Here is a 26518-nt window from a genome sequence, read left to right as displayed (position 1 = left end):
ATGTTATCAAAAGTAACAAATTCAAATTTCGTAACAATTAAAATCACTCAAAAATGGAAAAACAAGAAGAAAAGAACATTGTAAAAGTGTTCGTAAATCTCAATCAAAAGTGGCAAGTAGGCCAAGCTATTTTGTTGGATGAAAATACCTATAAGGTCAAAACGGCTGACGGGCAAATCAATAGTTTCAGGAAGGACAGTGAATATCTGGAAGTACCAAAACAAGAGCATCGAAATCATAAATACGGTTTTAAAGAATTGCAGCAACGCCTGGAAGGAGCTTATATCAGCTATACCAAGCTAGACTCCAATGTTCGGAATACTCTTGCCATGGGCAAGGAATATTTACTGAAAACGGCCTACGGGAAAGAGGGTAAGGCCAAGGAAAGTGTACGTATGCTTCAGATGATCTATAACCCGAATACGGGTTCAAGACTTGATGTACAGATTAAACGCAAGGAAACGGTTAAACTACAGGATGCCAACGCCTATCAATACCAGTTTACTAAAGAAGAATACAATCAAATGTTGAAAGAGGGTAAAACGGTATTGTTCACGGGTACGTCCTTAGAAGGCGGAAAATTTCAGAAGTTGGCCTATTACGAGCCGAGACTGAACGATATCCGAACGAAGTCCGCTTTGTCGACAAATACGATGCTCTTAGGGCAAATGCTGACCAAAGATCAGGCGGATGCCATAAACAAGGGAATCGAAACAAAAATTACGATTAAAAAGACCAGAAAAGGCCCTTTGACCTACATGGTAAGCTGGAGCCCAAAGATCGAAGAGTTTATTACCAAAAACTTGGAGAAAGCCCAATCGCAGGAAGTCGGTAAAAAAGAGCTTATGACCGTTGACGACTTAAAAAAAAAGAAACAGCCTAACGCGGCCATAAGTCTGTAACCAACTCTTTTCTAACTCAACTCAATGGCCGACATGCCAAGCATGTCGGCTATTTTAAGCTTTTCCCATGCAAATGCCGAACTACGGGGACAATCCCGAACACTATAAAAGATTGATTTCCAAGATCAACGAGGAGGCCAATTTTCCCATGTACTTAAATCAAAACGAATATACCTTGATAAAAAAAAGTGCAGGTTCTATGGAATTCAAGAACGATACGGATTGTATTGTATTACAAACGGCACGGAATCCCATGACTTATTTCAACCGCAACGACTCAAATGACAAAGGGCTGTTCTTTACGTATTTGAAGCTACGAAAAGGTAATTTTTACAAAGCTGTACAAGAGGGGCTTGAAATCGTAAACCGTATCTATGATTTAGGCGATACGACCATTGAAATTCAAAAGCCCAAGACGGTCACGAAATCCTTGGAAGAAAAATATAATATCGTTCCACTTCGAAACTCCAATTATATAAGGGTGCATCGAGGCATATCAAAGTCCACTATAAACAGTATTCCCTTTAGAGGTCGCATATTCAATGCCTACCATATTAGGGACAATGGCGGTAAAATCGCCAATATTGCATTTCCCAAATATGATTTGGAAGGTATGCCAAAAAACTATATCCTTCACAACAAACCCTATCGGAGTAAAAAAGACAATAAAATAAAGAAATTTCGATTGGTATTGAACCAAAAAGACCATTTGCTCTTTTTTTCTAAGCCCATCGCCGATCCCAATAAAATTGTATTTGGGGAAAGTGGCATCGACCTCCTCTCCTATCACGAACTGCATGGAAAATCGGATAATTTTTATGTTTCCTTTGGCGGAAATGTCTATCAAGAGAAGCTACATTCCTTTATTCATCTTACCGAACCTCAATTAAAGAACAATGAAGCGACCTTGGTTTCCATCATGGATAACGATGCCAAGGGCCATGAGTTTGATATAAAGATATTTTCTGCATTGATCAACCACTATAATCCGAATGTTTATGTCGAAAGTTCGTTTAAAAATGACAACGTGAGCCTGAATATTCACTACACCGAAAAAGTCAGGAGCCGGATTTCCGTTCACCGTAACTTGTTAAATGACAAATTGACCTCGGACATCCCAAAAGACAATACTGACAATGGTTTGGTCAAATGCATTGGGTTTTCCGATAAGCTGGTATTGGAATTCAATACTAATGCGATTGCCCATACAGACCAAACCGAACAAAAGGGATCTATTCTTAAAACATTGATGGATACTGTAAACGGACTTTATCTGCCCTTCCCGACACAAATCCATAAATCCGAAGGAAAGGATTGGAACGATGATCTACGGGCTTCCAAAAAATTGAAATACCAAAAAACGGAGAACATTCAACCTGCGGCCATGAATATCGGCGATAAAATTAAATTGAAAACAACGAAAGGGCCAGAAGGTGGCACAAACGTCGGTACCATCAAAGCCGTACAACATAAAAGCGTGGAATGCGATTTCGGTTTGAACTATACCTATGCCATTCCCTTTTCGGCCATTGGGTTGCATTTAAAGCGAAGAACATCGCTTACCCCAGAAAAAAAGGATGAAAAATTGAATAAAAACAATAACTTACAAAACCTTAGCGTATGACAATCATGGAACCCTTATCCGAAGAATTAAAGGACAATCAATATTATGTCGCCCTTTTGGACGAACTCATCAAAGAGAACGACTTGCCCCTAAAGCATCGACTCCAAAAAGCAGATACTTATGCACGGTTCATCAACGACCAAGCGGGTCTGTTAATGGACGAAACCATCGTTTATATCCGAGATAATGAAGTTTCTTTTCCCATTGCGTCCTCCGTTGTGACCGAACAATGGAAAGAGCGGATGTTTTCGTAAGCCAACAGCCACTTTTTAATTCTAAGGTTTATGCAAGACAAGAACTTGGCATTCTCGGCCATGCTGCTTTCGGTAGTTTTCTTTGCCCTTATCGGCTTTACGACCTATTACCCGATATTGGAACATTTGGCATGGAATGGTAAACACTCGGAAATCGGCTACTGTTTCCTACTGCGTTTTGAGGCGTTGCAAAATCCTATGGCCAGCAGGGGCATTCTTTTGATGTGCGTTGTAGGTGCGGTCATGTTGTACCATCCCCTTAAAAAAGAGGGAAATACTTTGGTCACGGGATCAGTGTATTTTGGCCTCGGTTGTATCCTTTTACTATTAACGGGCTATTTGCCAGTATCCGAAATCGGAATGCTTTGGTGTTCCCTGATACTGTACAGCCTTGGTTTTCTTTTTTCGGTTTTGGGCGCAGTTCATATTTTTCAAGTGATGGATCACGGTAATGAAGCGGAGGACGACCCGTTCAATGACCAGAACGAAACGTTCCGCCAAATGGAAAAACGTATAGACACGAAACACTCCGTCAATATTCCCTATGAGTATCGCTACAAGGGAAAACTACGAAAAGGCTGGATAAATTTTGTCAACCTATTTCGTGCCCTCTTGATTATCGGTACGCCAGGAAGCGGAAAATCCTTTGCCCTTATCGAAGAGATTATCGAGCAATTGATAGAAAAAAACTTTACGTTGCTCATCTATGATTTTAAGTTCGATACCCTTAGCAAAATCGCCTATAACTATTGGAGAAGGAAAAAGGAGCGGACAAAAGATGCAACCGAACTATCAAAAATTCCCGAATTCTACACCTTGAGCTTTGACGATATCGAAAAGTCACACCGTTGCAATCCCATAGACCCTTATTTGATGAAAAACCAGACCGATGCGACGGATGCGGCCACGGTAATTATGAAAAATTCTAATAGGGATTGGATCAAACGTACCGATTTCTTTTCAAAGAGTGCCATCAGTTTTACCGCCGGACTCAATTGGTATCTAAAAATCAAGGCCGAGGAAACCGGAAAAAATATTTGTACCCTGCCGCACGTCATTACTTTATCCATGGTCAATATAGAATACCTGTTGGAGATAATGATGCGGGAAGTCGAAGTACGCAGTCTGATGATTCCCTTCAAGGATGCCATGGACCGTAACGCAGGGCAACAATTGGCAGGTCAGACCGCTAGTGCGCAGATTTCCCTTTCCATGATGGCCACCAAGGAAATCTATTATATCATGACAGGGAACGATTTCCGGTTGGATATCAATAATCCCAAAAAACCTAAAATCGTATGCATCCAGAACAATCCCGATCGCTCCGAAGTGTATGCGGCACCCATCGGGTTATATATCAATAAAATACTTCAGGTGGTCAATCAGCCTGGTCGTAGGCCATTAGGGGTCATCTTGGATGAACTCCCGACCGTTTTCATCATGGGGCTACGGAAAATTATCGATACCGGACGCTCCAACTATATCGCTACGATTTTGGGTATTCAAAGTATCACGCAATTGATTTCTGACTATGGCAGGGAACTGGCCGAGGTCATCTTCGATAATTGCTCCAATGTCTTCAGTGGTGCCGCCAAGGGGGAAACTTCCAAAAGAATCAGCGAGATTTTTGGGCGAATCCATCAAGAAAAGAAGACCAGGTCGCTATCCAGCAACGATACCACGGTCAATTATAGTACGGTTCTTTCCGAACTCTTGCCGAAGAGTAAGATCACGAGCCTGTCCACAGGTCATTTCGGCGGTATTGTTGCCGATACCTTTGAAAACCCCATAGAACAGAAATTATGTTTTGGTCTTATCAAACCCAATATGGAATCTAAGAAGATTCAGGGCAAATACCATATTCCCAGAAATAGAAATTTTAAACATGAAGATCATGAAGATTTGGTTGCGGGAAAATTAAGATTGATGGAGACCCTTGATTTCTATAAGGTAATCGGCAAACTTGACTTCGGGCAAACGGACTATCTTGGCTTTTACAGGGTATACCTTAAGAAATTCTCTACAAAACAATACCCCAATGCTATAAAGCGGAAACAATTTGAAGAATTGGCGAAAGAACTAAAGCTGTTCGACCATTTACAGCACATAGGGGCCTTGATAAAAGAAAAATCAAAAGATCCCTTAAAACGGTTTATAGCATTTAGGATAGAAAGAATGTTCATTGAGAAGGAAATTGAAAGAGTACTGGACGAGAACTTTTTGAAAGTCTTTACTGATATCGACGAACTTGTCCAAGAGGAATATGAAAAATGCACGGGAAAGCAGCCTAAAAAAGCGGTTTTTGATAAACAAAAGATTAGCGATGATATAAGTGGTTCTTTGGAAAAAGAAAAAGCGATTGCCAATCAATTCATGACGGATTATCGCAAAAAAACGAGCAGGGAACTGGCAAATGCATATCGAAAGCAAAACGAAATTCCTACATTTGAGAAAGTGTCATCCGTTAAAGAAAGACAACTGTTCGATGAACCTTGGGCAGCACCGGAAGAATTGATTTCCAGTTTCCCCGTAACAATGGTCGAGGATTAACCAGCAAAAAGTATTGAGCATGAAAAGCATAGATGAAATAATGCAAGCCCCTACAAAGGATTTCGCATATATCGGGGAACGTTTACAAGGGATTCGCGAGGAACTATTAGAGAGGGATACCGGCAACCAAGTTACCAGTCAGTTTTCAAGAAAAAAAATCGCGGAACGCTTTCATATGAACCAGATGACCTTGGTCAATGTTGAACGTGGGGCAATATCCTTGACCACTATAAAATTAGTGCTGTATTATTACACCTTAGGCTATAATCCCGCTTGGATTCTTTCCGAGGACAATGAATTTATCCCCAAAACCAATATCGGGGAAAACGTGGTCTATCAGACCGATGTACGAGAAGATTTTAAGGAGTTGGAATCGGCCATCGTTACTGCTGTTTTGGAGTTTAAGAAGAAGATTTGATTAAAGCCATGCATTGGCCGGAGTCAATTTCTGCTTATTTCTAATATCAACTTAATGTAGCCTTCCCATCGTTAGCTGCTGGCTTTATTCCTCCAATCGTTTAAGTGTATCAATCGCATTCTGGTTTTCTGGATCTAATTCCAACGACTTCTTGTAGTTAGCAATAGCGTTTTTAATATCCTTATTGTAAAGATAAGCCAGGGCCAAACTATCATATAAATTTGCGGAATTTGGGTAGATATGTACAGCCAATAAAAAGACGTTTATACCTTGCTCCATCTTTCCAGCGTTAAATGATAACCGAAGGCCGAGGTTGTTTAACATACCTTCTTCAAGCTTAAGTGTTGGATGTTTCGCCTTTTCTTTTTTGTATAATGGGATTAAATCTCCATAACCCTGATGGAGCGCTAAATCATTAAAATCAAGTTCTTTTGTTAGTGATTTTTTCATTTTTTTCGAAATCAGGTTTTCGGGAATACTATTTTTAACAGGGCTATTTTCAATGAATTCCTTCGCGTCCGCTTCATTTTTCAAAGTGGCATTTAAAAATTGCAAGGTGTGTTGGGAAAGTAGTTTGTAGGACGCCATAATTTCAGCATCACTTTTATCTTGTCTTTTGTCTCTATATGAAAATAAAACACCAATAGAACCAAAATAGGAATGTGTTAGGTCGTGGAATTTGTAACTATAGACATTGCTATATTTTAAAGAATCGTACAGTTGGAATTTATAGTTCAACTCAGCAGGTATTTTATCGCTAGTCAAAACTTCTTCCGGAATATCTTTTTGAGCAAAATGGATATAAGGAATATCAAACCTATCTAAATTAAAGTAAGGTGATTTTTCCAAGACAGTGTAATTGTATCTTTCGGTCCCATCCAAACTTACTATTGCGCTTATGTTCTTATTTTTCATAACCGTAATTGCATTGGATAGTCCACCAAAACTAAAGCCCATAAGTGCTATTCTATCGAGGTCTATATATTCGTATGTATGAATTTCTTTTAAAAGAAATGCTACATCCCTAGATTGTGTTTCCATATCTTTTGTGGTACCCCCTTCTAACCATCTTGTATCTGTTCCTCTTGAAGGACTAGATATCACTACGAAACCATTACTTGCCAAATATTCGAATAATACAAAATTTTCAATTGATGAGGCTTGATAGCTTGGTGCATAGACTACGACCGGAAATTTTCCCTCTAAAAATTTGGCATTCGATAAGGCATTTACTTTTTCAGACAAGTGGGCTCTATTTTGCGGTGTATCCCCTAAGTCAGGAAACCAATCTAATACTAACTCGTTTGGCAAGTTTTTCGATTCTTCCTCTTCTTTTAAAATCTCCAAATAATCCAAAACTGTTAATTGATCATCGTCGCTATTTTTAATATTGGTCGGATACCATATACTAATGGGAATTGGTCTATTTATTAGTTGATTATTAAATTCATTTTCAACTATATAAATACGTGTGCTATCAATAGCTGTATAGTGTTTAAAACCTACATTGTAGGCCCCGTTTATTAGATTTATTTCCTTTAATGAGGTCTGTCCATTTACAAGACTTACTTGAAACAGAACCAAGATTACTAAAATTAGTGTTCTCATAGTTTTCCTATTTTCGTGCTTATTAATTTTTTAAGACATTAATTTCGCTAAAGTCAACATCAAGTAGGCTTTCTTGATCGAATGATATTCCCAATACATCTCTATTCGAATTGAAGTTAAACGTCAGATAACCGTCCGGTACTCTTACATCATACCAATCTACCTCAAATGTGTCAAAATGCCAATGTGCTAGCTTTCCCTTGAATATAGGAGAGTGGGAAAATGAAATCTCTAACTCTTTATTGTTGAGTAGTTCTATTTTAATATCGCCATACATTTTATCCGAGTATATTCCCGCAAAATTATTTAGTTCAACAGATGGTGATGTATTATCAATTCTTGTTTTGATTTTAGGTGCGCTATTTACTCTTTTATCTCTATATCCTTTTACCGTATCGTAAAAATCGAGGGATTTATCCTCAAATAGCTGTTCCAGTATTTTGGCTTTCAGTAAAAAGGAAGCTGGCTCTTTTGAAATATTTGTTAAGATGATAACCCCGATGTCCAAATCCTTTATCATGAAGATTTTTGCAGCCATTCCATCGATACCGCCACTATGTTCAATTAACTTATCATTATTTCTAGGTGTAACCCACCACCCAAAACCGTATGAAGTGAATTCATTACCAAATGGTGAGCCTTCAATAGGATATATAATTTGAGGTTTGAAAATTTCTTCGATTGTTTTTTTGCTTATAAGGGTATCTTGTTCAAAAACTCCATCATTGAGCAGTAGTTTCATGTAGCTAGTCATCTCATTAGCTGAAGAATATATGAAGCCTGCCGATGCGAGATTGTCTCCTTTTTCTTGATTTACGGGCGTTTTCTTGAAGTTTTCATTCCAAACGTGCGGGAAAGCTAAGTTCTTATTTGATTCTCTAACGGAAGAAATAGAAGTGCTATTTTTCATACCAAGTTTATCGAAGATTCTTTTTTTAAGAAAATCATCCCAACTTGTCCCGGTAACCTCGTTTACTATTTCTCCTGCAACGAGATACATTACATTTTGATACGCTGGTTTTTCTCGAAAACCTGATACCGGTTCTAAATATTTCAATTTTTTAATAATATCCTCTCTTGATAAGTCTGAATGATACCAGAGTGATCCTCCGCTAATCTCTTTAAGCCCACTCCTATGTGTAAGTAAGTCTCTAATAGTGAAATTTTCCGACGCATATGAATCGTACAGCTCAAAATATGGCAGATAGTCTTTTACCCTGTCATCCCAGTTTATTTTTCCTTCATCAACAAGTATTCCTAGGGTTAAGGCAGTGAAGGATTTAGAAATTGAACCGATACCAAAGATGGTATTTTCATCAACAGGTAAGTTTTTATTGATTTTTCTGGAGCCAAACCCTTTTGAATAAATAACCGAATCATTTTGTACAATACCGATCGAAAGACCGGTTACTTCAAAATCTTCCATCAGTTGACTAATGAATGGCTCAAGTGAGTCAAGCTGTACCTTCTGGGAATATAAATTAATGGTGATCCCGAATAGAAGCACCGAGCATAAAAGCTTCTTCATCACAAATTAAATTAGAATATTTCTACAAATTAAGGCTTATCTAGAATGATAAAATTGTACGAATGGAAACTAACCTATAAAAATAGCCACGCAATTTCTTTATTGGAATCTATATTTTTAAAAAAGAAACTAGGATTAATGTTGGTAAGTGATTTGAATTCTTTTATAAAATGGGACTGGTCGTAGAAAAGACTTTCATATGAAAGTTCTGTTAGATTATTTACCTTTTGAAAATCTAACAACGCCCTTCTGAATTTGTGAACCTTACGATATTCGGAGGGGGTTTTGCCAAGATTTTTTAAAAAGATTTTATTTAGGTATTGTCTTGAAATTTGGTGTTTTTTTGCAATTTCCGCAATGGTCCGTTCGCTTTCAATATCAGCAACTATGTTTTCTAGTCTATCCAATTCAACATTTTTAAGTTTAGATAACCAATAGCTTTCAAGTCGTTCAATTTGCTCCTCTTTGTTCACAATACCAAAGATGGATTGCATTTCCGTATTCAAATCATCAAATGGTTGAAAATCCATATAAAATCCATTAATAAGGTAATCTGAAAGATTTGCAACGAAACGATTAAGTCCAAGAGGTTTAAACTTGATGGTTATCTCATTGGTGGGTTCTTGATACACGACTTTAAAAGGCTTGTTAAACCTAACTACCAAATCTGTTACAATCTTTTTCTTTTTAGAAGGTGTTACAATAATTTTTTCTTCTCCTATTTTTACGTTTGAATTCTGAGTAGTGGTGACAAAGCATAAATTATATGGGAAAGTCAGATAATGAACTGGTAACTCTGATTCTCCTTTTGCCATAAAATAATAGCCATCGATATATTTTCTCAAAACTACATTTCTGGTCTTGTAATGCTGTATATTCATTTTTTTTTGCTTGCGGATAACTAAAGCGCTAAACGGAGTTTCGTTTAGGCTACAGAAATATAATAAAATTGAATAACTATAATTTGAGAATCTGGCCAATCTATCGCTGATGTACCTCATCTCTGGTCTTTTTTAATAGTTTCGCCAAATATCCGTTCTCAGGGTACTTAAGGTCAGTATAAATTCCACTCAATTTCAGAGATACTGCCTTGTATTCTTTTTTGCTGATTTGTATTACATTAACAAATTCTTTACTATATTTGTTGATATTTCATTTGTAGATAAACCCCAATTTTTAGGGTTTATCGTTTAACGATATATCATGGCCATAGGAAGCTATACATCAGAGAATCTTACCCAACCGCAGCTAAATTTGATGCTTTTGCTGGATGAGTATGAAATGGATATTTTTTCGCTGGAGGATATAAAAAAGCTTGTGCCCGAACAAGAAGAAGACGTTAACGAGCTTATCGAAAACCTAGTTCACAAAAAAGTATTTTCCCGAATCGAAAGGGGTAAATATTGCCGTGCAAACTTTAGGGATGAAAAAGTGATTGGAAGTTTTTTGGTGCCAGACGGTGCGATTGCCTATTGGTCGGCGCTCAACCTACACGGACTTACGGAACAATTCCCTAACACCATATTCATTCAGACCACAAAAATCAAGAGAGATAAGAAAGTCTTTGGTGTAGCATATAAATTCGTAACCATCGCCGAATATAAAAGGGACGGTATAACCAATGAAGGCTACGGTAATCATAGTTATGCCATAACCGACGTGGAGAAAACCATAGTCGACTGTTTCGACATACCAAAGTATTCAGGCGGGTATGCGGAACTGATAAGGGCTTTTTCCCAAGCCAAAATTTCTTCCGAAAAAATGATCCGCTACTGTAAAGCGATCGATAATATAGCGGTCACAAAAAGAATGGGTTTCTTGGCAGAACTATTTGAAAAACCAGGGATGAAAACATTTATTGCTTATACCCGTCAACAGGTCAAAGAAGCATATAATCCTTTTGACCCCCAAGGGCCGGACGCGGGAGATTATGAGCGGGATTGGCGACTACGCATGAATATCAGTAAAGAAGACTTACTTGGCATTGCCAACAAAATATACTGATGATATTGAAGCGCGAAATAGAAAAGCATGCAGAAGCAAATAGCGTTGCCAAGTCTACCGTGGACAAAGATTGGGTACTGGGCCATTTCATTGATGCCATTTTTTCCGTTCCGGAATGTAGGGAATCTTTAATTTTCAAAGGTGGTACTTGTTTACGGAAATGCTACTTTCTCGATTATCGGTTTAGCGAAGATTTGGATTTCACTTCCTCAAATCCAGATTTTGAATTGGACAAGAAAGTACTTGGCAAAATCGTTGATTTGATTACCAAACGTACCGGCATTCCGCTTCAAGTTCAGGAATTATCTCCCTTAAAATCCGAAAATAGGTTGATGGGCTATAAAGCCGTCGTCAAATTTTGGGGTGCCGATCATTCAAGAAATCAAGCACCTCCTCCTCCCGAACGATGGACTACCAGTATTAAAATCGAGATTATTCTTTTTGAACAGCTAGTTTTCCCATTAGAAATGAGGGAGGTACATCATCGCTATTCGGATAAACTATCCGAAGAACCTTTGACCGTGCCCTGCTATAGCATAAACGAAGTACTGGCCGAAAAACTTAGGGCGCTCATACAGCGCTCTTATACCGCTCCACGGGACTTTTATGATATTTGGTATTTGTCGGAAAATGTACCCGGTATCGACTGGACTGTTATAACCGAGGCCTTTCATAAAAAAATGGCGTTCAAAGGACTAACATTTACTGGAATCGATCAGATGATCAACGAAGAAAACGATAAACGTCTTAAAGCGGCTTGGGAAAATAGTCTCGCGCACCAGATACCAGAGAATAGTATGGTAGATTACGAAATAGTCAAGAAAGGAATCAATGTATTACTGAATCAAGTATTTTGAATGGTAGGTTGATGATTTCTAAATAGCTACCTTAATTCTTTAATACTTCCATAGCTTTTTTGACAACAGGGTCTTCCATTTTAATCAAATCGCATTTAGTATTACTTACTCGAAAATCTACCGGGGTCCCTACACCTTCATAACTTTCCATTTTAGTAGAATAGTAGCGTTGATTAGAAAGCGAGACCAACCAACCATTGGGCAATGTAAAACCATACATATCCGAATAGATACCTAATGTCCTTTCGCCTACTATGGTAACTTGGGGCAGCTCTCTCATAATCATAGCGAAAACATCCCCGGCACTTGCGGTCTGGTCATTTGTCAAGAGAATTAGGGGTTTTTTATAGGGCTTGCTTGCCGTTGGTTCGATATACCATTTTTCCAATGGCGTGTAATTATCGGTACCCGTTATCCTAGTTTGTTTGGAATGCCCGTGTATTTTCTTTTTAACAAATCGACCAGCAATCGCATAAGCGAACTCATCGTTACCACCAATATTCGTACGCACATCAAGAATTATGGCCTTGGAATTGTGCATTGTTTTTAATACTGAATCCAACAATTTACCTGCTAATTCGGCATCTTTCTCCATATCGTCGGATGTGGCATCGGATACGAAACATCTCCCAATTCTTATATAACCGTAGTTCTTGGACTTTGAGAAGTAAAACAGCTTTAAACCCCTGAATTCAGGACCAATAGATTGCATGGCTTCAAAGTGATAATCATAAAGGGTTTTATCCACGACGTGCCATAAAGAATCCCTTGAAGATTTTTCGGGAAATTCATTTAAGAACGGAGATGGTTTTTCGGCGGTGAATTCCTTTATACCTGGAATTATAAGATTGATATGGTCGTCGTTGAAAGGGGCCAGCATTTGCGATAAAATTGAGAAAAGACTATCCTCTTTTGTCGTAGAATCGACCTTAGCTCTATATTTTTCATAAGAAGACTTCCAATCGACATTTCTTAATTCAAAAAAGGCATAATTGTCCTCAAAGGTCTGCCAGAGCGTTTCGAATATCTTTTCTGGCATTGATACCGTAGTATCTTTAATTTTAGAAACTGGGTTTTGAGCAAACGACGCAACACAAAAGGATAATGCTAGAAATAGGATTATTTTTTTCATAAGTTTTATTTATTAGTGTTTAATTTTCCATTGCGGAAGAATGATTCCAAACTTGAAAATAGTTCATTGGATCTATTACAATTTGTTAGAAATACCCAGCCTGATTTATTCTCTCTGTACATGATAAAGTAGGATTGATAATCCCCGTTACTACCGGTGTGCATATATCTGGTGCCATATGGTGTTTTCTTTATGCCGATTCCAAGTCCCCAATCATCGGTGTCGTCCCAATCATCCACGTACGATTGAACTTTGAACATCTCTTCAAAAGAATTATTTTCCAGACCTTCTTCATTCATAAGACCTATAATGAAATTGGCATAAGAAACAGCATTTGTCCGTAGTCCCCCAGCCGCACCGAATCCGTTGATTTTTTTGAGTGTCTGCGGTTCGTTCGCACGATTGTCGTCTTTTTGAATATAACCTGTGGCCCTATGTTTTTTTATAAAATCGTTCCAATCGAAGTAGGAATGCTTCATTTTTAAGGGCTCTGCCATTTCTTTCCGATAAATCCGTGCCAAGCCCGTATGGTCTGTTTTCAATAGATGAGCAAGGACATCTACGAGATACTGATATGCTTCTCCCGAATAGGAAAACTTTGTGCCTGGTTGGAACATTATGTAGGTATGCCCCTCGGGTACGTTCATACTCGGGTCTGGAGGTCGGTTGGAATGCCAGTTCGGAAGACCCGTAGTATGGGATAAAACCATCCTGGCGGTAAATAGCTTATAGCGGTCATCATACTCCAAGTCTTTTAATGGAAGAATTTTGTAGAGCGGTTCATCCAAATCTATAATACCTTTCTCTACCTGCTGCATTACGAAATATGCAAATACAGGTTTACTCAGAGAAGCAGCTTCGAACATTGTAAGTTCATCAACCTTGCTTTTGGTTTCCAGATCTGAATATCCTAGCTCACGGTGCAGTACAATTTTTCCGTCATTGATAAATGCTATTGATAGTCCTGGCATATTGACAGAATCCATTTGTTTTTTAAGTAGAGAATCTATTTTGAACGAACTTATTTTTTCTCCGTTCAAGGCAATGACTTGAGAAGTTGTTCCGCAACCGGACATCAGGCTGAACAGAAACAAGAATATTCCAAATATCGATAAATGCTTCATTTGTATATTAACTTACTTCAGCAAACATATAAAGCGAAGAAAGAAAAAAATAGTATGGATTTAGCCGCGAGGTAATAACTTGCGTTAGGAAGCTTTATATAAATTGGGAGAAACACCTATAAACTGCTTGAAGGTGCGTGTAAAATGGCTTTGGTCAAAGAAACCACAATCTAGCGCTATTTCACATAAGGAAAGTTGAGATGAAGTAATTAGCGGCAGAGCTTTTTCGACCATCAACTTTCTTTTATACTGACCAAGTGTACAATTGAAATAAATCGGAAATTTCTTTGAAAGGGTTACGGGATGTACTTTACATATATAGGACAACTCATTTAGTGTGAGTTTTGTTCCAGAGCTACTGCGCAAGTATTCATCTAAAGTATTCAACCAAATTGGGTTACTGTCTTCCGTTCGACGGGTAAACTTTGGAATTGTCAATTGTAGAAAAAGCATTTCTATGGAAAGGTCCGAAAAAGAATCGTTTGCTATCATTTCACGATAAATCTTCATTAACAGGAATTTTGACTCCGGATTCTTGTAAACAGCTGATTTCATCTCATCGTTCGATAAACGATAAAGTCTGAGAAAGCTCTCATCAAATTCCAAATTTACCCTGGTTGAATTCTTGACCACTTTCGTAACTTGATGTTTCTCGCCTGAATCATAATACGTAACATTTCCGGGCAATAATTCATAGTCAGACTTTTTCCTTTCTACGCATCCACCATTCATCATAAAACTGAAATGAGCGTTTTCATGCTCATGCAGTTTGTCATTATAGTTTTCTGTACCATAATGCGTTATGCTGGCAATATAATTCTCGCCACACCTTGAATGAAGTATGTTACCTGAATACACTCCTCTGTACATTGCCTCCTTAATCATATTGACCTAATAATATTTTACAGCGATGGAAATTTTTGCTACTTACAATTAAAGATAACATTTATGAATTAGTGTTACACCAAAAGGAATTGACCATTGCCCAAAAGGCCGATTAAAAGAATAAAAATAGGGAGTATTTGTTGTTACAATTAAAGGCCGTTTTATAGGACTATTCAATTACTTCGGCATAAAAAAGGTTTTTCAGTTCCATTTGTTATTCCTTCTAGCAATTTCGGTAATTAACCTTACATGGAACTATTATTCAGTATCCAAAAAAACCGTTAAAGCCTATATTTGACCTCAAATAAACATACCCTTTCGTTTGGTAAAGTCCGTAAACTCATCCTTAAACCCATTGAACATTTCCTCTTCTTTATAACCACTTCCACCTAATAGCGCACTAAACGCGTACAAGCCTTTTCTTAAGATAGCAGCGTGTTGATAACTGATTTTTTGATTAGAGACTTCTACTATTTTTTCCCGCAAACCATTTGCCAAGTGGTGTTCCATTGCCTGATTACTCAAATTTGGCCGAACATTTTGATGAACCATGGCATAAGCCGCTTTGTCGTACAACCCTTTCTCGACCAAATAACCAAACCATAAGTTGTTGAGCTTGTCCCGACCTTGCTCTGCTATATTCTCGATACTATGCTGTTGTTCTGAAAGAACCTTATCCAAATTCTTGATTGAACTCAAATATGCCTGTGTTTTTGGGGCAAGAGGAATACTTACAGGCAGCTTGGAATATACGGATCGAACATAAATTTTATCATGGTTTCGCTCAAAATAAAACCCTTTGGCATTGAACAATTTGATATAATCCACGGGCGATTTTTCATAAGTACTATGAGAACGTTCCGAAGTTTTGAGGTAGGCTTTTAAGCTTTCCCTTTCAAATTGCTCCCTGTACGTGTCGGTCATAGAATCATACAATTCAGGTAACAGCAAAGGCAAGAAAAAAGAGCTAGCATTCAAGTCGTCATCCTTTTTAACGACTTCTTCGACAAGCATTTTCAGTACTTTCTCATTTTGCCGGACAGAACCGGTAGAAATATAGGCCTCGTTATTTTCTTGAAGCTTAAAATCATGTAATGACAGCGTAACGTAGTGTGCATTGGAGTTTCGGAAGGATACTTTTTCGCCGTCATATTTTAGTCCCAAGCTCTGCACTAGATAAAATGGAACGCTATTGTTCTTATTTGTATCGAACACACCATTCTCAAGCACCATTTTTAGCAATGAAACTCGACTTTCTAGTGTTGTGATTTCTTTTTTTGTTTCCGTTTCGCTCAGGTCTTGTCGAACGCCCTTAAATTGTTCTTGTAACACTTTTAAAACCGTTTTACCGTTGTTCTTATCCGAGTAGTGGTCTAGAAAGGAAAAGCGTTCCGATTTTGCGATATAGGGCAGTATATCCTTGAGGTTTTTGGTCATTACCGACTCCGACAGCAATAAATCACTTTTGTTAGAATCCAGATAGGATTCATAAAACGCATTTTTGATTAACTTTTGTGTTTCTAGAACAAATTGTTTGCTTTCAGCGGCTATGACTGTTTTTTTTGATTCCGAATCGGACATTTTTAAATAGTTGTTCAAATCGCTCTGGAAAGGTTTTTTGGATACCCTAAAAACATAACCTGATTTATCATGAATGACAATATCTTTCAGTTCCTCTTTCTTTCCATAAAGCAGCTCACAATCGATATTTTGATAGGATTTCAATACATCGGGCACATCTTCCTGGTCAATGCTTTTGAATAGGTTGAATGTAGTTGCCAATTGTTTTTCCAACCGCTTTTTATGCATCGGCAAAAGTTTCGATTTTTTGTTCCTCTCAAAGATGGCCTCCAGTTTAGGTCCGCTCAATTTTGGGTGCACGGTAGATCCATTGATAAATTGGGTCTTATACTGTTTTTGGTTATCGATACCATAGGCCACCCCTACCCTTCCGTTTTCATTGGTTATGGTGCTGACCACAATATGGTACGGCCGTACCAAAAGCGCCAGTTCGTCAAAACTTCTGACCTTATGCTTTTGAAGGGTGCTATTTAGCACATCTTGCAGATAAAATTTTGTGCCGTTTGTCTCGTCGCTACTAAATTGTTGTTCGGGCAGTCGGTATTGCGGCAGCTCACGATAGGATTTTGTTTCCGGGGATGGGGAAAGTCCATAACCCTTTTCCAGAAATCGCTGAGTGGCCACATTTCTTCGGTGGTCAAAAGAAAGGTTTATCATTTGGCCATCCTCCTTGACGGTCGTAGAGACGATATGTACATGTTCATGGATGGTATCGTTATGTCGTACTACGACATAGGGCTGTTCTCCATAGCCCATTTCATGCATATAATCTTGCGCCAACGTATTGAAGGTTTTATCGTCAAGATGCTCCCCATGGGGCAAGTTGAGCGTGATATGCACGTACCGACTAGCAGACGAATGGCGTTGGCCTTGAAAATGTAGCACGTCTGTGAAAAACTTCTCGGATATGCTCTGGGACAGGGTATTTTGAAAGCCTAAAGTGATGCTCCCCTCCTTTCCGAAGACATAATTAAGTACCCCATGTACAGTTTCACGATATAGAATACGCCCAATCATTTAGTATATTTTTTCATTCAAAAGTGTCACGATTTTACCCAAAAGTTCATTTGATTTTTCAATTTCTGCATCCAATTTTGCTGATGGACTCCGCAAGTTTTTAGAGCGAGCAACTGCTGTTAATTGATTGATATTGACCCCTATTTTGTTGATTTGAAAGACAAGATTGGCGGATAAATCAGGTAATTTCTGGTTATCCGCAGTCTCTTTATTCAAAATCAACCGTCTTAAAAACGGGCCGATGACACCTCTTTTGGTATAATCGAGATTATAAGATCTTAATATTTCCTTTACTTGGAGCAACTCGGTATTATTGAACCTCAACATAATCCTGTTTTCCCGCTTTTTGTCGCCTAATGCCTTCCTTCCTCCTTTATTTAACGCCATAATTCTCCGGTTTTACCGTTTTCACTTCGCAAGAAGTAGTAAGTTTTAAGCAGCTTAAAACATAACTTGCAAAATTCTTCGAATTTAAATATAACGAATTATTATATAAAAGTAAATGGTATTTAATAATACGTTTATCGCTATTTACTAAATCACGATTAAATCTTGATAACAAGCAACACATACATGATAATTCTTCCATCATCGGGATAAAACTTGGATACAACTAATAGTTTCTTTTAAGCATATACACATGATGTCACTGCAATTCACGAAATCAAAATAGAAACATAGATAACCGTGGGTGGGCAGAAAAAGAGCATGAGGCCTTTTTGCCCCATGTGCTTTTGAGCGGTCCCGAGGATGCGAAGGGTGCCGATAGGCTTCCTTGGTTTCCGCAGGGGCGTTGCTTTTGTATCGACTATCTACCTCAAATCAGCCTATCCTTAAAAAAAGTAATTGTTGCGAATCAGCTTCCAAGGAAACGTGATTCAAAAACCATTTTTTAGCTATTATTTTCGCCAAAAGCAATAAAAATATTATCACCGTAAATCCATATAGAACCACCTTCATTTGCCATTTCAGACCATTTTAATCCATATCATAACAAACGATAAATTAATTTATAAATCATTCATTATTAATTTATTATGTGTTTATATTTAATCAATAGCTGCTTAATTATTTCAACAGTTGCAAACGGATTTAATTAGGTAATTAATTAAGTAGCTACGTAATTATTGACTTAAATAACCCGTTAAATATGGAAACAAAGATTATTAGTATCGTTGGGGAAAAAGGAGGCATCGGAAAAACCACCCTGAACATTATTTTAGCCTCGGAACTCCAATATGCCAGAGGCCATAAAGTAGTGCTTTTGGATGTAGACAATCCGCAGTACTCGATTTATGAAAAAAGACAACGCGAACTTGAACTTTTAGATGACGATGAACAAGAGGTTAAGAAACTATACCCGATTGAACGAGTAACATTGGAAACCATCCAAGATACTATTTTGAAATACTACGGTCTCGTCGATTTTATCATCATGGACCTTCCTGGAAGCCTGAACGTTGAAATGGTAAGGGGACTTCTGTATATTGAGCATGTGTTCATTCCCTTTGGTCATGACGAATTGGAAATCGATAGTACTTCTAATTTCTATTTGACCCTGAAGCACAATTTTTTGGAAAATGACGAACGGGTATTGCAAAGCATACACCTTTTCTTCAACAAGTATAAACTAGTTAGAAAAAATGTGTTTTCCATTTTAAGACAGCAATTCACGGATGCCAACTTACCCCTTATGCAAAGCGTTGTCAAGGATAAGACTATCTATAAGGAACAATACCGGAATACGCTCTATCCCATACCCCAAGGTAAAGAATGGGGAAATAAAGAGCTTAGACCATTTTTTGAAGAAATCATGCAACTATTGAACTAATACAAAAAAAACGATGGCAAAACAGAAGAAAATAAACACACTCGACTTGATCCAGCAAATGGCCAAGAAAAACAAAGAATCCCTGAATACCGTGGAGCATATAAAGGAACAACGTTCCCCAAAAGCCAATGTATCAGGCATAAAACAACATTTTGAATCAAAAAGCGTTACAAAAGAGACCCAAATTCCTTTAATCGAGGATACATCATTATCGGAGGCCAAAAGTCAAGTAATACAAGAGACGGGCGCTCTAAAACAATTGATGGTCTTGTTGAATGCGGAAACTTTCAGGGACGATAAGGATACATTCACATTATCCTTGAGCGGAACTTGTTTAGGTTTATACGAAAAGTTGGCTACGGGAGCTTCCTATAAAATGGGCATAAAAACCTCAAGAAACGACTTGATTCGAAAAGTTTTGGAAGATTTCATAAGCAAAAAGTTCGCGAAAGCGATTAAGGAAATTGATTTAAAAGAAACAAAAAGTTGAACTCAAATTGGAACATAATCTTATATATATTGGGCGGCCTAGCCGTTTTATGGTATGGCTATGTCCTATGGGTTCTGTTTAATGAGAAAAAAACAAAAACAAAAAAACATTCAAAAATATTTGCTTATTTGCGTTTAAATAATAAATTTGCTTTTAAATCAACTGACGGACAGACTGATTTAGAAGCTGTACTCAACCAGATGTCGGAAGTGGAAGATACTTCAGAATTACTGGAAGCTTTTAAAGAGGGTTCATCGGATGATGATTCAAATTCCATAACTCGCAAAAAGCATGAAAAACTCAAAGTTATTCGTGACGAAGAACCGTCCGAAGAAAAACCGAATCCCGAAGCTTAAGTCTCTTTTTCTTTTCCTACTACTCTTCTTTCTACATCTTTACTCCTATAGTCAATTCGACCAGCTACTTCAAGAAGCCCAAGAATTCAGGAACAATTCTAAAAGTCTTGCACAAGAAATTGTCAGCATCATAAAAATAATTGCAAGCGTTGCAGTAGGTATAACCGCTTTGACCTATTTGTACATCCGAAATCAGAATAGCGATTTGGCAGATAGACTAGGCAAGGTAATTATTGGCATCGCTATTTTTTATGCCCTGCTTTCCGTAGGCGAAGCTATTGGTAATATTTAATAGCACTGCCTTATGGAAAATAATCATATACCCTTAAACAAGGGATTGCAAAAGGATGTCCTATACAAAGGTCTCAAGGCAAAATATATCCTTTACCTGATCTATTTAAGTTTGGCAACAATCATGCTCGGCCTAATTCTATCGACTTTTATCCCCATGTTGATAGCGCTGGTACTAACCGTAGGGGTTATCACCTTCGTATTCTTGATCCTTCTGTTCTATTCTAGAACTTATGGAGCCAATGGCTTTGTGAAGAAACTGGCAGATGCCTCCAAACCAGATTCCATTAAAGTATCCAATCCATTTGAAAACTTATTGTTATGGAAAAACAGGTAGCACTTTGGGATGCATTCCCTATCTATGGATATGAACGGCATGCTTTGATTGCCAAGGAAAAAGGCTGCGTAACGATTCCATTACAACTGGAACTTCCAGAGGTATTCACGTTGGATGCAAGGGAATACGGAATGCTGCAAGAGTTGTTCTTCAATATCATCAATATTCTAGGGGCGAATAGATTGTTGCACCGTCAGGATTTCTTCCTTCAGGACACTTACGCACCGATTTTAAAGAGGCTGCAAGGGGATATGTTGGAACGGGCCAATGAAGAATATTTTGAAGGCCGTCCTTATTTGCTCGGCACGCATTACTTATATATCAGTGCTGTACCCAAAAATTATATCAAGTACAGTTCTAAACGGGCAAATTCGTTTTTAGGCAAAAACAGAGATTCTTTCCTAAACAATAGTGTTCCCGAAGATTTCATTGATGGCACGATGTTGGTTGATTTTGAAAGTCAGGTAGAAAACGTCAACAGTCTTATCAATTCGTCAGGCCTCATCAGTTCAGAAATTTTAGACTATGATGAACTGTTTTCCACGAATGGACTTTATGCAAAGTATTTCGGCCTAAAAGAAGAGAATTCAAACCTTACAGACGTTGATTTCAGCAATAATACCATCCATGTCGGAAATAAAGAAGCCCAATTTTTTACGCTGGAAAACTTAGATCAGTTTACCAAAGACCATATCGGTACACATGAACTTTATGGCAAGTTTACGACCCGGCATAACCGTTTCCCTATCGGGAACCTTTTTTCCTTGGGTTTCAAAGTCCCTCATGAGCATATCATCAACCAATATATCTACATCCCTGATCAGCAAAAAGCACTATCTAACCTGCGGAAAAAAGCAAAAAGCTTTCAGCGGTTCGGTGGTGGAAAGAAAGACGACAGCAATTCCATTTATGCTAATCAGATTTATGACTATACCAAAGACGTTCTCGAAAACCATAAGGAAACGGTCTTTTATCATTTGAACGTATTAGGCTTTGAGGATGAACCCAACAGGCAAAGGCAAATGGAGAACGCGGTTTCTTCTGCGTTCAAAAAATTGAAGATAAATGCGAAGCGAAACACAATAGATCGTAAAAATCTGTTCTTTGCAGGCGTACCCGGTAATGCTATTGGAATTTCATCGGATATGTATATGCCCATGCCCAGCGACATGGCCTCTTCCCTACTCTACTTTGAAGGTGGTTATAAAGATTCCAGCATAACAATTGGTGGGGTTCGTCTGGTTGATCGGATTTCAGGTAGGCCATTATCCGTTAGCGTTTACAAAGAACCAGAAGAAAAAGATTGGATTTTTAATCGTGGCATTTTAATCGTATCAGGGTCTGGCGGTGGAAAATCCTATTTGGCCAACCACTATTTTGCTTCTGAGCTAAGACAAGGTGGCGAGGCTATCATCATGGAAGATGGCAATTCGTATGATAAATTGACCGAGGTATTCGGAGGTGTCATTTTACAACATGATGACAAAATGCCCTTTACTTTCAATCCGTTTGCATTGGATAGGCATGATTTTCTGGAAAACGGCAGTAACGGAAAAGCTTTAACGGAAGGTAAATTGCTACATCTCGTTACCCTATTAAAACTTATTACCGGTAATAAAAACAATGCAAACAGTTTAGAGGTCACAAATACCGTTCTAGAGATTTTAATAATCGGTTATTATGACACGATGTGGTCAAATAATAATCAAGACCATAAGTTCAACACATTTTTCGAGTACTGTAAGCATAACATCATAGCTTTTACAGGAGCAAAACAGATTCCAAAGGAACAATTCGACCCCAACGTGTTCCTATTCCTTTTGGAAAAATATTATGCAGACGGCCCAAGGGGCAAACTATTGAACAAAAAGGACGACAGGATTACCAGTCTTAGCGATGAAAAAGTGGTCTATTTCAAATTGGGAAAACTTATAGACAACGAGTTGCTATTTCCGATTACCGCCCTCATGATAATGGAAATTTTCAATAAGAAGATGCATGACCCCACTAAACTATCCATTAATAAAATACTGGCGGTAGATGAAGCATGGAAAGCATTGGTTCGGCCCGAATTGGTGCACTATTTCAATAGTCAATCGAGAATGGCCCGAAAGCTAGGAGGTCAGCCTATTTTCATTTCACAAAAGGTAGATGATTTTATTTCTTCCGAAATCATAAAGAATGCCATTGTGGTCAATTCGCATATTAAGGTTTTCCTGGATATGCGGGACTTTGCCCAATCCTTCGATAAGATACAGGCCATTATGGGGTTGGGGGAAAAGCAAAAACAACTCATCCTTTCCATTAATAAAAACATATCAAAGGATAAAAAATTCCGTGAGGTCGCCTTTTGTTGGATGGATAAAGTAAAGGTTTACGGCGTGGAAACCTCCTTGGAAGAAAAATGTATTTACGAAACGAACCCTACCGAAAGTTCAAAAATCAGGAAACTATTCACAAACAATCATAACAATTGGGAATTAGCTGCAAAGGCATATGCCTATGAAAGTTCCCTTAAAAATCAAAACACATGAAAAGAACACTAAGTATGCTAATAATGCTGATTCCATTACTTGCTATTTCCCAAATTCCCGTAACGGATGCTGCAACAAATGCAAGCATCGGCATGGTAAACAGTCAATTGACGAGCATAAACATCCAGCTAAAAGCGGTAAACAAAAACTTGGGACGATTGATTAACCTAATGGAGAAGAACAACAATAACAACAGGAAGGCCAAGGAAATTCTAAAGGAGGAACTTGAGGCCAAAAAGAAGGCTCCCGATTATGTGATGAAATCGACAGACGTAAGCATGACCCTTGATTTAAAGGATAGAATTCTAGAAGCTTATCGAACATCAAAAAACACTATTCAAGAACTGGAATATCTTGAAAGGGACGAAATTCAAGAATTTACATTGTACACAGCTAATGCAATCTTAGAGTCCAAAAACCTTTTCAGACAATGCAACGATATTATCAAAACAAAATCCATAATTCTACCCGAAGAACGCCTTAAAAAAGTAAATGGCATCAATACTAAACTAGAACAGTTGCTCGATGGATTGATTACCTATAACAACAAACTCTCACAAATCAGCGCGTTTCGTGAGGCAAGAAAATCACTCATCAATATGAACAAAAATTAAAAATATTCCATGCAACTAACCGATAAAGGAATACGGGAAACGGTCAACGATATCTTCGACCAATATATTTTGGATGCCTACAACGTCGTAGATCCCATGATAGAGATCGGGCAGGTCTTTGCATGCATCGGTATCTGCTTAGTCGGTCTTTCTGTTATTCTAAACAAGGATAAGCGAACGGATATCATAGCACATTTGCGCTGGGTGCCCTTGGCCTTTGTCCTTTTTACCTACAGGGCGCTGACCAGAACCATTCTTGAATTTTATCAAGGTATCGGTACTTCCTTGAAAGCCAATGACATTACATGGGATGTGCTACAGATGAAGATTATGATTGCTCAGGGCAAAGCCATGACCGACTATAGCATATCATGGTTACTACTAAAAGCCGATCCGGAAGCGTTACAAGCATTGATTTTAAGCTCGATTACCTCTGGTGTCGTGATGATTGCATCGGTAATATCCGCAGTTGTCTTTATCGGTATCAAAGCCATGTCGGTAATTTATCTTTTCGTCCTTATCATATTTGGGCCATTGAATATCGGGCTATCCTTCATTCCCATATTCAGTGGCATGTGGAAGGCTTGGTTGCAAAAGTTCATGAGTGTTTGTCTGTGGATTCCCATGCTGTACCTGATTGATAATTTTATGCTTCATGTTTTGGACAAGCTCATCAGTTCATTGTTGCAGGGCGGAGAGGTCAATTTGGGATTGGTACTAACAAGTGCACTTTTGATTTTAATGAATGTCTTTGTGTATCTCAAAGCTCCTGTATTATCAAATTTTATAGTACAGGGAATCAATGTAAGTGCAAATCAGTTAAAGGATCGAACAAAACACTATGCCAAAAAAGCGGCTCAAACGGCAATCGATGTAAAGACGGGAGGAGCTACAAAAGGAGTAAGAACATTGGTACAATAATCCTTTTAACGATGATAACGGATGTTAAACGAACACAATAAAACAGATGGACGGTAATTATAAGATTTTCAACGATTTAAATAAGATTCGTGCCAATAGCAACAGGGTTCTTTATCTATCTTTAGTTCTTACGGTAGGTTGTACTTTGTTCAATATTTACTTTGGATACCGAACGAACGAAAGTGCAAAAAACCGTTTTTATTTGCTTGACAACGGACAGAAATTGGCCGCTGTGCGCATAAACGACCCCAAACGTGCGCTTGACATATTGTGCGAGGGACATCTGAAAAATTTCCATGAGCTGTTCTTCTCACTTGAACCTGATCTACGATTTATCAAAAGGAATATAGAGGGCAAGGCACTCTATATGATAGACCATTCCGGTAAGCGGTTGTACAATCGCCTGTTGGATCAAAATTATTATGAGGATGTAGCCAAGAGCGATTATTCTATTGAAGTAGAGCAAGATTCGCTGTATATAGACTACTCCGCATATCCCTTTGCCTTTAGGTTTATGGGAAAACAAAAAATACGCAAGAACGAGCAAACTGAATATCGGAATTTGGTAACAAGCGGTTATATTCTGGAGACCAAATCGACCCCAAACAATTTGAACGGGCTCAAGATTATCAGGTTTCATGTTCTCGAAAACAACGACCTATAATGAAACTTGACTTGGACACATTCAATCTCTGGATAAAAAGGCACAAGCTCTTCGCCTTTTCTGCTCCTATCATCGTGTTCTTAATGGTCTATTTCCTTGTGAACAGTATTAGTTCATTCGGGCAAAAAAGTAAGACTTTGGTGGAAGACGGCGGCTATAACGAAAACCTTCCGGGTCAAGAGAACGAAATGGAGATTGAAAAACCGAACGAACTATACAAAAAACAGCAACAGGATTCATTGGAGCGTTTGCGAAATAACGGAACGTTAAAAAATATTGTAGAAACCAAAAGACGAAATGATTCTTTGGAACAGGTCCTGGAAGAGCTAAACGCCTTCTCCTTCGATGACGAACAATCGATACGAACAACTGAAATTCCTGCTATCCCAGAAAAAGAACTAATCGCTGATCCAAAGTCGGTATTTCAGGAAAAATTGGAATATCGGAAACTCATGATGGAGGCTCGCGATGAGCGCCTTTCTCGAAGTCAGGATTATTCCGCGCCTTATGAAGAATCTTCAAACAAACTCTCAGCTAATTCAATTTCCCTTAATGCGGCCATCTACCGTGACCAATTCATTCTTCCAGGCAATCGGGTAACGTTGATTTTAAAAGAAGATACCTATTACAACGGAAAGCGATTCCCAAAGAACACGTTTGTTTACGCAACTTCCAACATACAAGGTTCACGGATATTGTTGGAGGTAACCAATATTAACAACGTGAAAATGTCATTGACAGCGGTGGATCAAGAAGATGGAATGACGGGTTTGCACAATGAAAGAGCCGGGGAATTAATGCAAGAGTTTGTGACCGCTGTTCAACGCGAGGGCACGGATGAACTTTCAGAAGCTGTGGGAGATGTAACGGATTTGCCGTTGGCTAGAAATCTAGTACGGTCATTTGGAAACTTCTTTACAAAGAAAAAATACAAGCAAAGGGATAAGATACTATTGGTCAATGGCGACCGTGTGTTTTTGACAGCAAAAAAATGAA

At 38.3% G+C, this 26518-nt stretch carries 25 protein-coding genes; 17 read left to right on the top strand and 8 right to left on the bottom strand.

Features of this window, described 5'->3' with window-relative positions; translation table 11 throughout:
- Nucleotides 1-53: 53 nt before the first annotated feature.
- From BFP75_RS10810 to BFP75_RS10790, 5 genes are all read left to right on the top strand, one after another.
- Nucleotides 54-902 (top strand): hypothetical protein, encoded by an 849-nt coding sequence (locus tag BFP75_RS10810; RefSeq protein ID WP_099545423.1) that lies wholly within the window; start codon nucleotides 54-56, stop codon nucleotides 900-902.
- Nucleotides 903-969: 67 nt separating this feature from the next.
- The gene (locus BFP75_RS10805) at nucleotides 970-2526 is read left to right on the top strand and encodes a toprim domain-containing protein (RefSeq protein WP_099545422.1); all 1557 of its coding nucleotides are present in this window, start codon (nucleotides 970-972) and stop codon (nucleotides 2524-2526) included.
- The gene (locus BFP75_RS10800; RefSeq protein WP_099545421.1) at nucleotides 2523-2780 is read left to right on the top strand and encodes a hypothetical protein; all 258 of its coding nucleotides are present in this window, start codon (nucleotides 2523-2525) and stop codon (nucleotides 2778-2780) included. The genes BFP75_RS10805 and BFP75_RS10800 overlap by 4 nt, the downstream gene beginning before the upstream one ends.
- Before the next feature lie 30 nt (nucleotides 2781-2810).
- Nucleotides 2811-5330 (top strand): type IV secretory system conjugative DNA transfer family protein, encoded by a 2520-nt coding sequence (locus tag BFP75_RS10795; RefSeq protein WP_099545420.1) that lies wholly within the window; start codon nucleotides 2811-2813, stop codon nucleotides 5328-5330.
- A gap of 19 nt (nucleotides 5331-5349) precedes the next feature.
- Nucleotides 5350-5748 (top strand): hypothetical protein, encoded by a 399-nt coding sequence (locus tag BFP75_RS10790; RefSeq protein ID WP_099545419.1) that lies wholly within the window; start codon nucleotides 5350-5352, stop codon nucleotides 5746-5748.
- 84 nt (nucleotides 5749-5832) lie between these two features.
- On the opposite strand, the gene BFP75_RS10785 is transcribed toward BFP75_RS10790, so the two are convergent.
- The 3 genes from BFP75_RS10785 to BFP75_RS10775 all read right to left on the bottom strand — a co-directional run bounded on the left by BFP75_RS10785 (nucleotide 5833) and on the right by BFP75_RS10775 (nucleotide 9729).
- On the bottom strand, nucleotides 5833-7356 hold the full coding sequence (locus BFP75_RS10785; protein WP_099545418.1) for a prolyl oligopeptidase family serine peptidase: 1524 nt from the start codon (nucleotides 7354-7356) through the stop codon (nucleotides 5833-5835).
- A gap of 22 nt (nucleotides 7357-7378) precedes the next feature.
- Nucleotides 7379-8884, bottom strand: coding sequence for a serine hydrolase (locus BFP75_RS10780; protein WP_099545417.1), 1506 nt, complete (start codon nucleotides 8882-8884; stop codon nucleotides 7379-7381).
- Between the two features lie 74 nt (nucleotides 8885-8958).
- Nucleotides 8959-9729 carry a helix-turn-helix domain-containing protein gene (locus tag BFP75_RS10775; protein WP_165776583.1) on the bottom strand — a complete coding sequence of 257 codons (771 nt, stop codon included), beginning with the start codon at nucleotides 9727-9729 and terminating at the stop codon, nucleotides 8959-8961.
- A 358-nt stretch (nucleotides 9730-10087) separates the two neighbouring features.
- On the opposite strand from BFP75_RS10775, the gene BFP75_RS10770 reads away from it, so the two are divergent.
- Nucleotides 10088-10888: a hypothetical protein gene (locus tag BFP75_RS10770; protein WP_099545415.1), complete on the top strand. Its 801-nt coding sequence runs from the start codon at nucleotides 10088-10090 to the stop codon at nucleotides 10886-10888.
- Nucleotides 10888-11745 (top strand): nucleotidyl transferase AbiEii/AbiGii toxin family protein, encoded by an 858-nt coding sequence (locus BFP75_RS10765; RefSeq protein ID WP_099545414.1) that lies wholly within the window; start codon nucleotides 10888-10890, stop codon nucleotides 11743-11745. The genes BFP75_RS10770 and BFP75_RS10765 overlap by 1 nt, the downstream gene beginning before the upstream one ends.
- Before the next feature lie 31 nt (nucleotides 11746-11776).
- On the opposite strand, the gene BFP75_RS10760 is transcribed toward BFP75_RS10765, so the two are convergent.
- From BFP75_RS10760 to BFP75_RS10740, 5 genes are all read right to left on the bottom strand, one after another.
- The gene (locus tag BFP75_RS10760) at nucleotides 11777-12877 is read right to left on the bottom strand and encodes a S41 family peptidase (RefSeq protein WP_099545413.1); all 1101 of its coding nucleotides are present in this window, start codon (nucleotides 12875-12877) and stop codon (nucleotides 11777-11779) included.
- Nucleotides 12878-12882: 5 nt separating this feature from the next.
- The gene (locus BFP75_RS10755; RefSeq protein WP_099545412.1) at nucleotides 12883-14001 is read right to left on the bottom strand and encodes a serine hydrolase domain-containing protein; all 1119 of its coding nucleotides are present in this window, start codon (nucleotides 13999-14001) and stop codon (nucleotides 12883-12885) included.
- Nucleotides 14002-14085: 84 nt separating this feature from the next.
- Nucleotides 14086-14886 carry a helix-turn-helix domain-containing protein gene (locus tag BFP75_RS10750; protein WP_099545411.1) on the bottom strand — a complete coding sequence of 267 codons (801 nt, stop codon included), beginning with the start codon at nucleotides 14884-14886 and terminating at the stop codon, nucleotides 14086-14088.
- Nucleotides 14887-15186: 300 nt separating this feature from the next.
- Nucleotides 15187-17484, bottom strand: coding sequence for a relaxase/mobilization nuclease domain-containing protein (locus BFP75_RS10745; protein WP_099545410.1), 2298 nt, complete (start codon nucleotides 17482-17484; stop codon nucleotides 15187-15189).
- Nucleotides 17485-17871 carry a hypothetical protein gene (locus BFP75_RS10740; RefSeq protein ID WP_099545409.1) on the bottom strand — a complete coding sequence of 129 codons (387 nt, stop codon included), beginning with the start codon at nucleotides 17869-17871 and terminating at the stop codon, nucleotides 17485-17487.
- A 763-nt stretch (nucleotides 17872-18634) separates the two neighbouring features.
- Between BFP75_RS10740 and BFP75_RS10735 the strand changes: the two genes are divergently transcribed.
- From BFP75_RS10735 to traM, 10 genes are read left to right on the top strand one after another with little or no spacing between them, the layout of a single operon-like run.
- Nucleotides 18635-19315, top strand: a complete 681-nt coding sequence (locus tag BFP75_RS10735; protein ID WP_099545408.1) for a ParA family protein — start codon at nucleotides 18635-18637, stop codon at nucleotides 19313-19315.
- 13 nt (nucleotides 19316-19328) lie between these two features.
- Nucleotides 19329-19805: a hypothetical protein gene (locus BFP75_RS10730; protein WP_099545407.1), complete on the top strand. Its 477-nt coding sequence runs from the start codon at nucleotides 19329-19331 to the stop codon at nucleotides 19803-19805.
- 29 nt (nucleotides 19806-19834) lie between these two features.
- Entirely contained in the window at nucleotides 19835-20161 is a 327-nt protein-coding gene (locus BFP75_RS10725; protein WP_165776582.1) for a hypothetical protein, read from the top strand.
- Nucleotides 20118-20453 (top strand): hypothetical protein, encoded by a 336-nt coding sequence (locus tag BFP75_RS21490; protein WP_165776581.1) that lies wholly within the window; start codon nucleotides 20118-20120, stop codon nucleotides 20451-20453. Before BFP75_RS10725 ends, BFP75_RS21490 begins: the two co-directional genes overlap by 44 nt.
- Nucleotides 20454-20465: 12 nt before the next feature.
- Entirely contained in the window at nucleotides 20466-20789 is a 324-nt protein-coding gene (locus BFP75_RS10720; protein ID WP_099545405.1) for a DUF4133 domain-containing protein, read from the top strand.
- Entirely contained in the window at nucleotides 20774-23323 is a 2550-nt protein-coding gene (locus BFP75_RS10715) for a TraG family conjugative transposon ATPase (protein ID WP_099545404.1), read from the top strand. The genes BFP75_RS10720 and BFP75_RS10715 overlap by 16 nt, the downstream gene beginning before the upstream one ends.
- Entirely contained in the window at nucleotides 23320-23937 is a 618-nt protein-coding gene (locus BFP75_RS10710; RefSeq protein ID WP_099545403.1) for a hypothetical protein, read from the top strand. Before BFP75_RS10715 ends, BFP75_RS10710 begins: the two co-directional genes overlap by 4 nt.
- 9 nt (nucleotides 23938-23946) lie before the next feature.
- Nucleotides 23947-24858 carry a hypothetical protein gene (locus tag BFP75_RS10705; protein WP_099545402.1) on the top strand — a complete coding sequence of 304 codons (912 nt, stop codon included), beginning with the start codon at nucleotides 23947-23949 and terminating at the stop codon, nucleotides 24856-24858.
- A 46-nt stretch (nucleotides 24859-24904) separates the two neighbouring features.
- On the top strand, nucleotides 24905-25522 hold the full coding sequence (locus tag BFP75_RS10700) for a hypothetical protein (RefSeq protein WP_099545401.1): 618 nt from the start codon (nucleotides 24905-24907) through the stop codon (nucleotides 25520-25522).
- Nucleotides 25522-26517, top strand: a complete 996-nt coding sequence (gene traM / locus BFP75_RS10695; protein WP_099545400.1) for a conjugative transposon protein TraM — start codon at nucleotides 25522-25524, stop codon at nucleotides 26515-26517. Before BFP75_RS10700 ends, traM begins: the two co-directional genes overlap by 1 nt.
- Nucleotide 26518: the final 1 nt, after the last annotated feature.

The sequence above is a fragment of the Maribacter sp. 4G9 genome (assembly GCF_002742265.1).
Taxonomy (GTDB): domain Bacteria; phylum Bacteroidota; class Bacteroidia; order Flavobacteriales; family Flavobacteriaceae; genus Maribacter.
Note: the sequence above shows the minus strand (reverse complement) of the source record. Positions and strands in the feature narration are given on the sequence as shown.

Excerpts from the sequence above, each read along its gene's own strand:
- BFP75_RS10745 (WP_099545410.1), bottom strand. The coding sequence starts at position 17,484 with ATGATTGGGCGTATTCTATATCGTGAAACTGTACATGGGGTACTTAAT.
- BFP75_RS10715 (WP_099545404.1), top strand. The coding sequence starts at position 20,774 with ATGGAAAAACAGGTAGCACTTTGGGATGCATTCCCTATCTATGGATAT.
- BFP75_RS10750 (WP_099545411.1), bottom strand. The coding sequence starts at position 14,886 with ATGATTAAGGAGGCAATGTACAGAGGAGTGTATTCAGGTAACATACTT.
- BFP75_RS10805 (WP_099545422.1), top strand. The coding sequence starts at position 970 with ATGCAAATGCCGAACTACGGGGACAATCCCGAACACTATAAAAGATTG.
- BFP75_RS10780 (WP_099545417.1), bottom strand. The coding sequence starts at position 8,884 with ATGAAGAAGCTTTTATGCTCGGTGCTTCTATTCGGGATCACCATTAAT.
- traM (WP_099545400.1), top strand. The coding sequence starts at position 25,522 with ATGAAACTTGACTTGGACACATTCAATCTCTGGATAAAAAGGCACAAG.
- BFP75_RS10735 (WP_099545408.1), top strand. The coding sequence starts at position 18,635 with ATGGAAACAAAGATTATTAGTATCGTTGGGGAAAAAGGAGGCATCGGA.
- BFP75_RS10705 (WP_099545402.1), top strand. The coding sequence starts at position 23,947 with ATGCAACTAACCGATAAAGGAATACGGGAAACGGTCAACGATATCTTC.
- BFP75_RS10740 (WP_099545409.1), bottom strand. The coding sequence starts at position 17,871 with ATGGCGTTAAATAAAGGAGGAAGGAAGGCATTAGGCGACAAAAAGCGG.
- BFP75_RS10720 (WP_099545405.1), top strand. The coding sequence starts at position 20,466 with ATGGAAAATAATCATATACCCTTAAACAAGGGATTGCAAAAGGATGTC.
- BFP75_RS10795 (WP_099545420.1), top strand. The coding sequence starts at position 2,811 with ATGCAAGACAAGAACTTGGCATTCTCGGCCATGCTGCTTTCGGTAGTT.
- BFP75_RS10700 (WP_099545401.1), top strand. The coding sequence starts at position 24,905 with ATGGACGGTAATTATAAGATTTTCAACGATTTAAATAAGATTCGTGCC.
- BFP75_RS10760 (WP_099545413.1), bottom strand. The coding sequence starts at position 12,877 with ATGAAAAAAATAATCCTATTTCTAGCATTATCCTTTTGTGTTGCGTCG.
- BFP75_RS10810 (WP_099545423.1), top strand. The coding sequence starts at position 54 with ATGGAAAAACAAGAAGAAAAGAACATTGTAAAAGTGTTCGTAAATCTC.
- BFP75_RS10800 (WP_099545421.1), top strand. The coding sequence starts at position 2,523 with ATGACAATCATGGAACCCTTATCCGAAGAATTAAAGGACAATCAATAT.
- BFP75_RS10755 (WP_099545412.1), bottom strand. The coding sequence starts at position 14,001 with ATGAAGCATTTATCGATATTTGGAATATTCTTGTTTCTGTTCAGCCTG.
- BFP75_RS10730 (WP_099545407.1), top strand. The coding sequence starts at position 19,329 with ATGGCAAAACAGAAGAAAATAAACACACTCGACTTGATCCAGCAAATG.
- BFP75_RS10790 (WP_099545419.1), top strand. The coding sequence starts at position 5,350 with ATGAAAAGCATAGATGAAATAATGCAAGCCCCTACAAAGGATTTCGCA.
- BFP75_RS10765 (WP_099545414.1), top strand. The coding sequence starts at position 10,888 with ATGATATTGAAGCGCGAAATAGAAAAGCATGCAGAAGCAAATAGCGTT.
- BFP75_RS10785 (WP_099545418.1), bottom strand. The coding sequence starts at position 7,356 with ATGAGAACACTAATTTTAGTAATCTTGGTTCTGTTTCAAGTAAGTCTT.
- BFP75_RS10770 (WP_099545415.1), top strand. The coding sequence starts at position 10,088 with ATGGCCATAGGAAGCTATACATCAGAGAATCTTACCCAACCGCAGCTA.
- BFP75_RS10710 (WP_099545403.1), top strand. The coding sequence starts at position 23,320 with ATGAAAAGAACACTAAGTATGCTAATAATGCTGATTCCATTACTTGCT.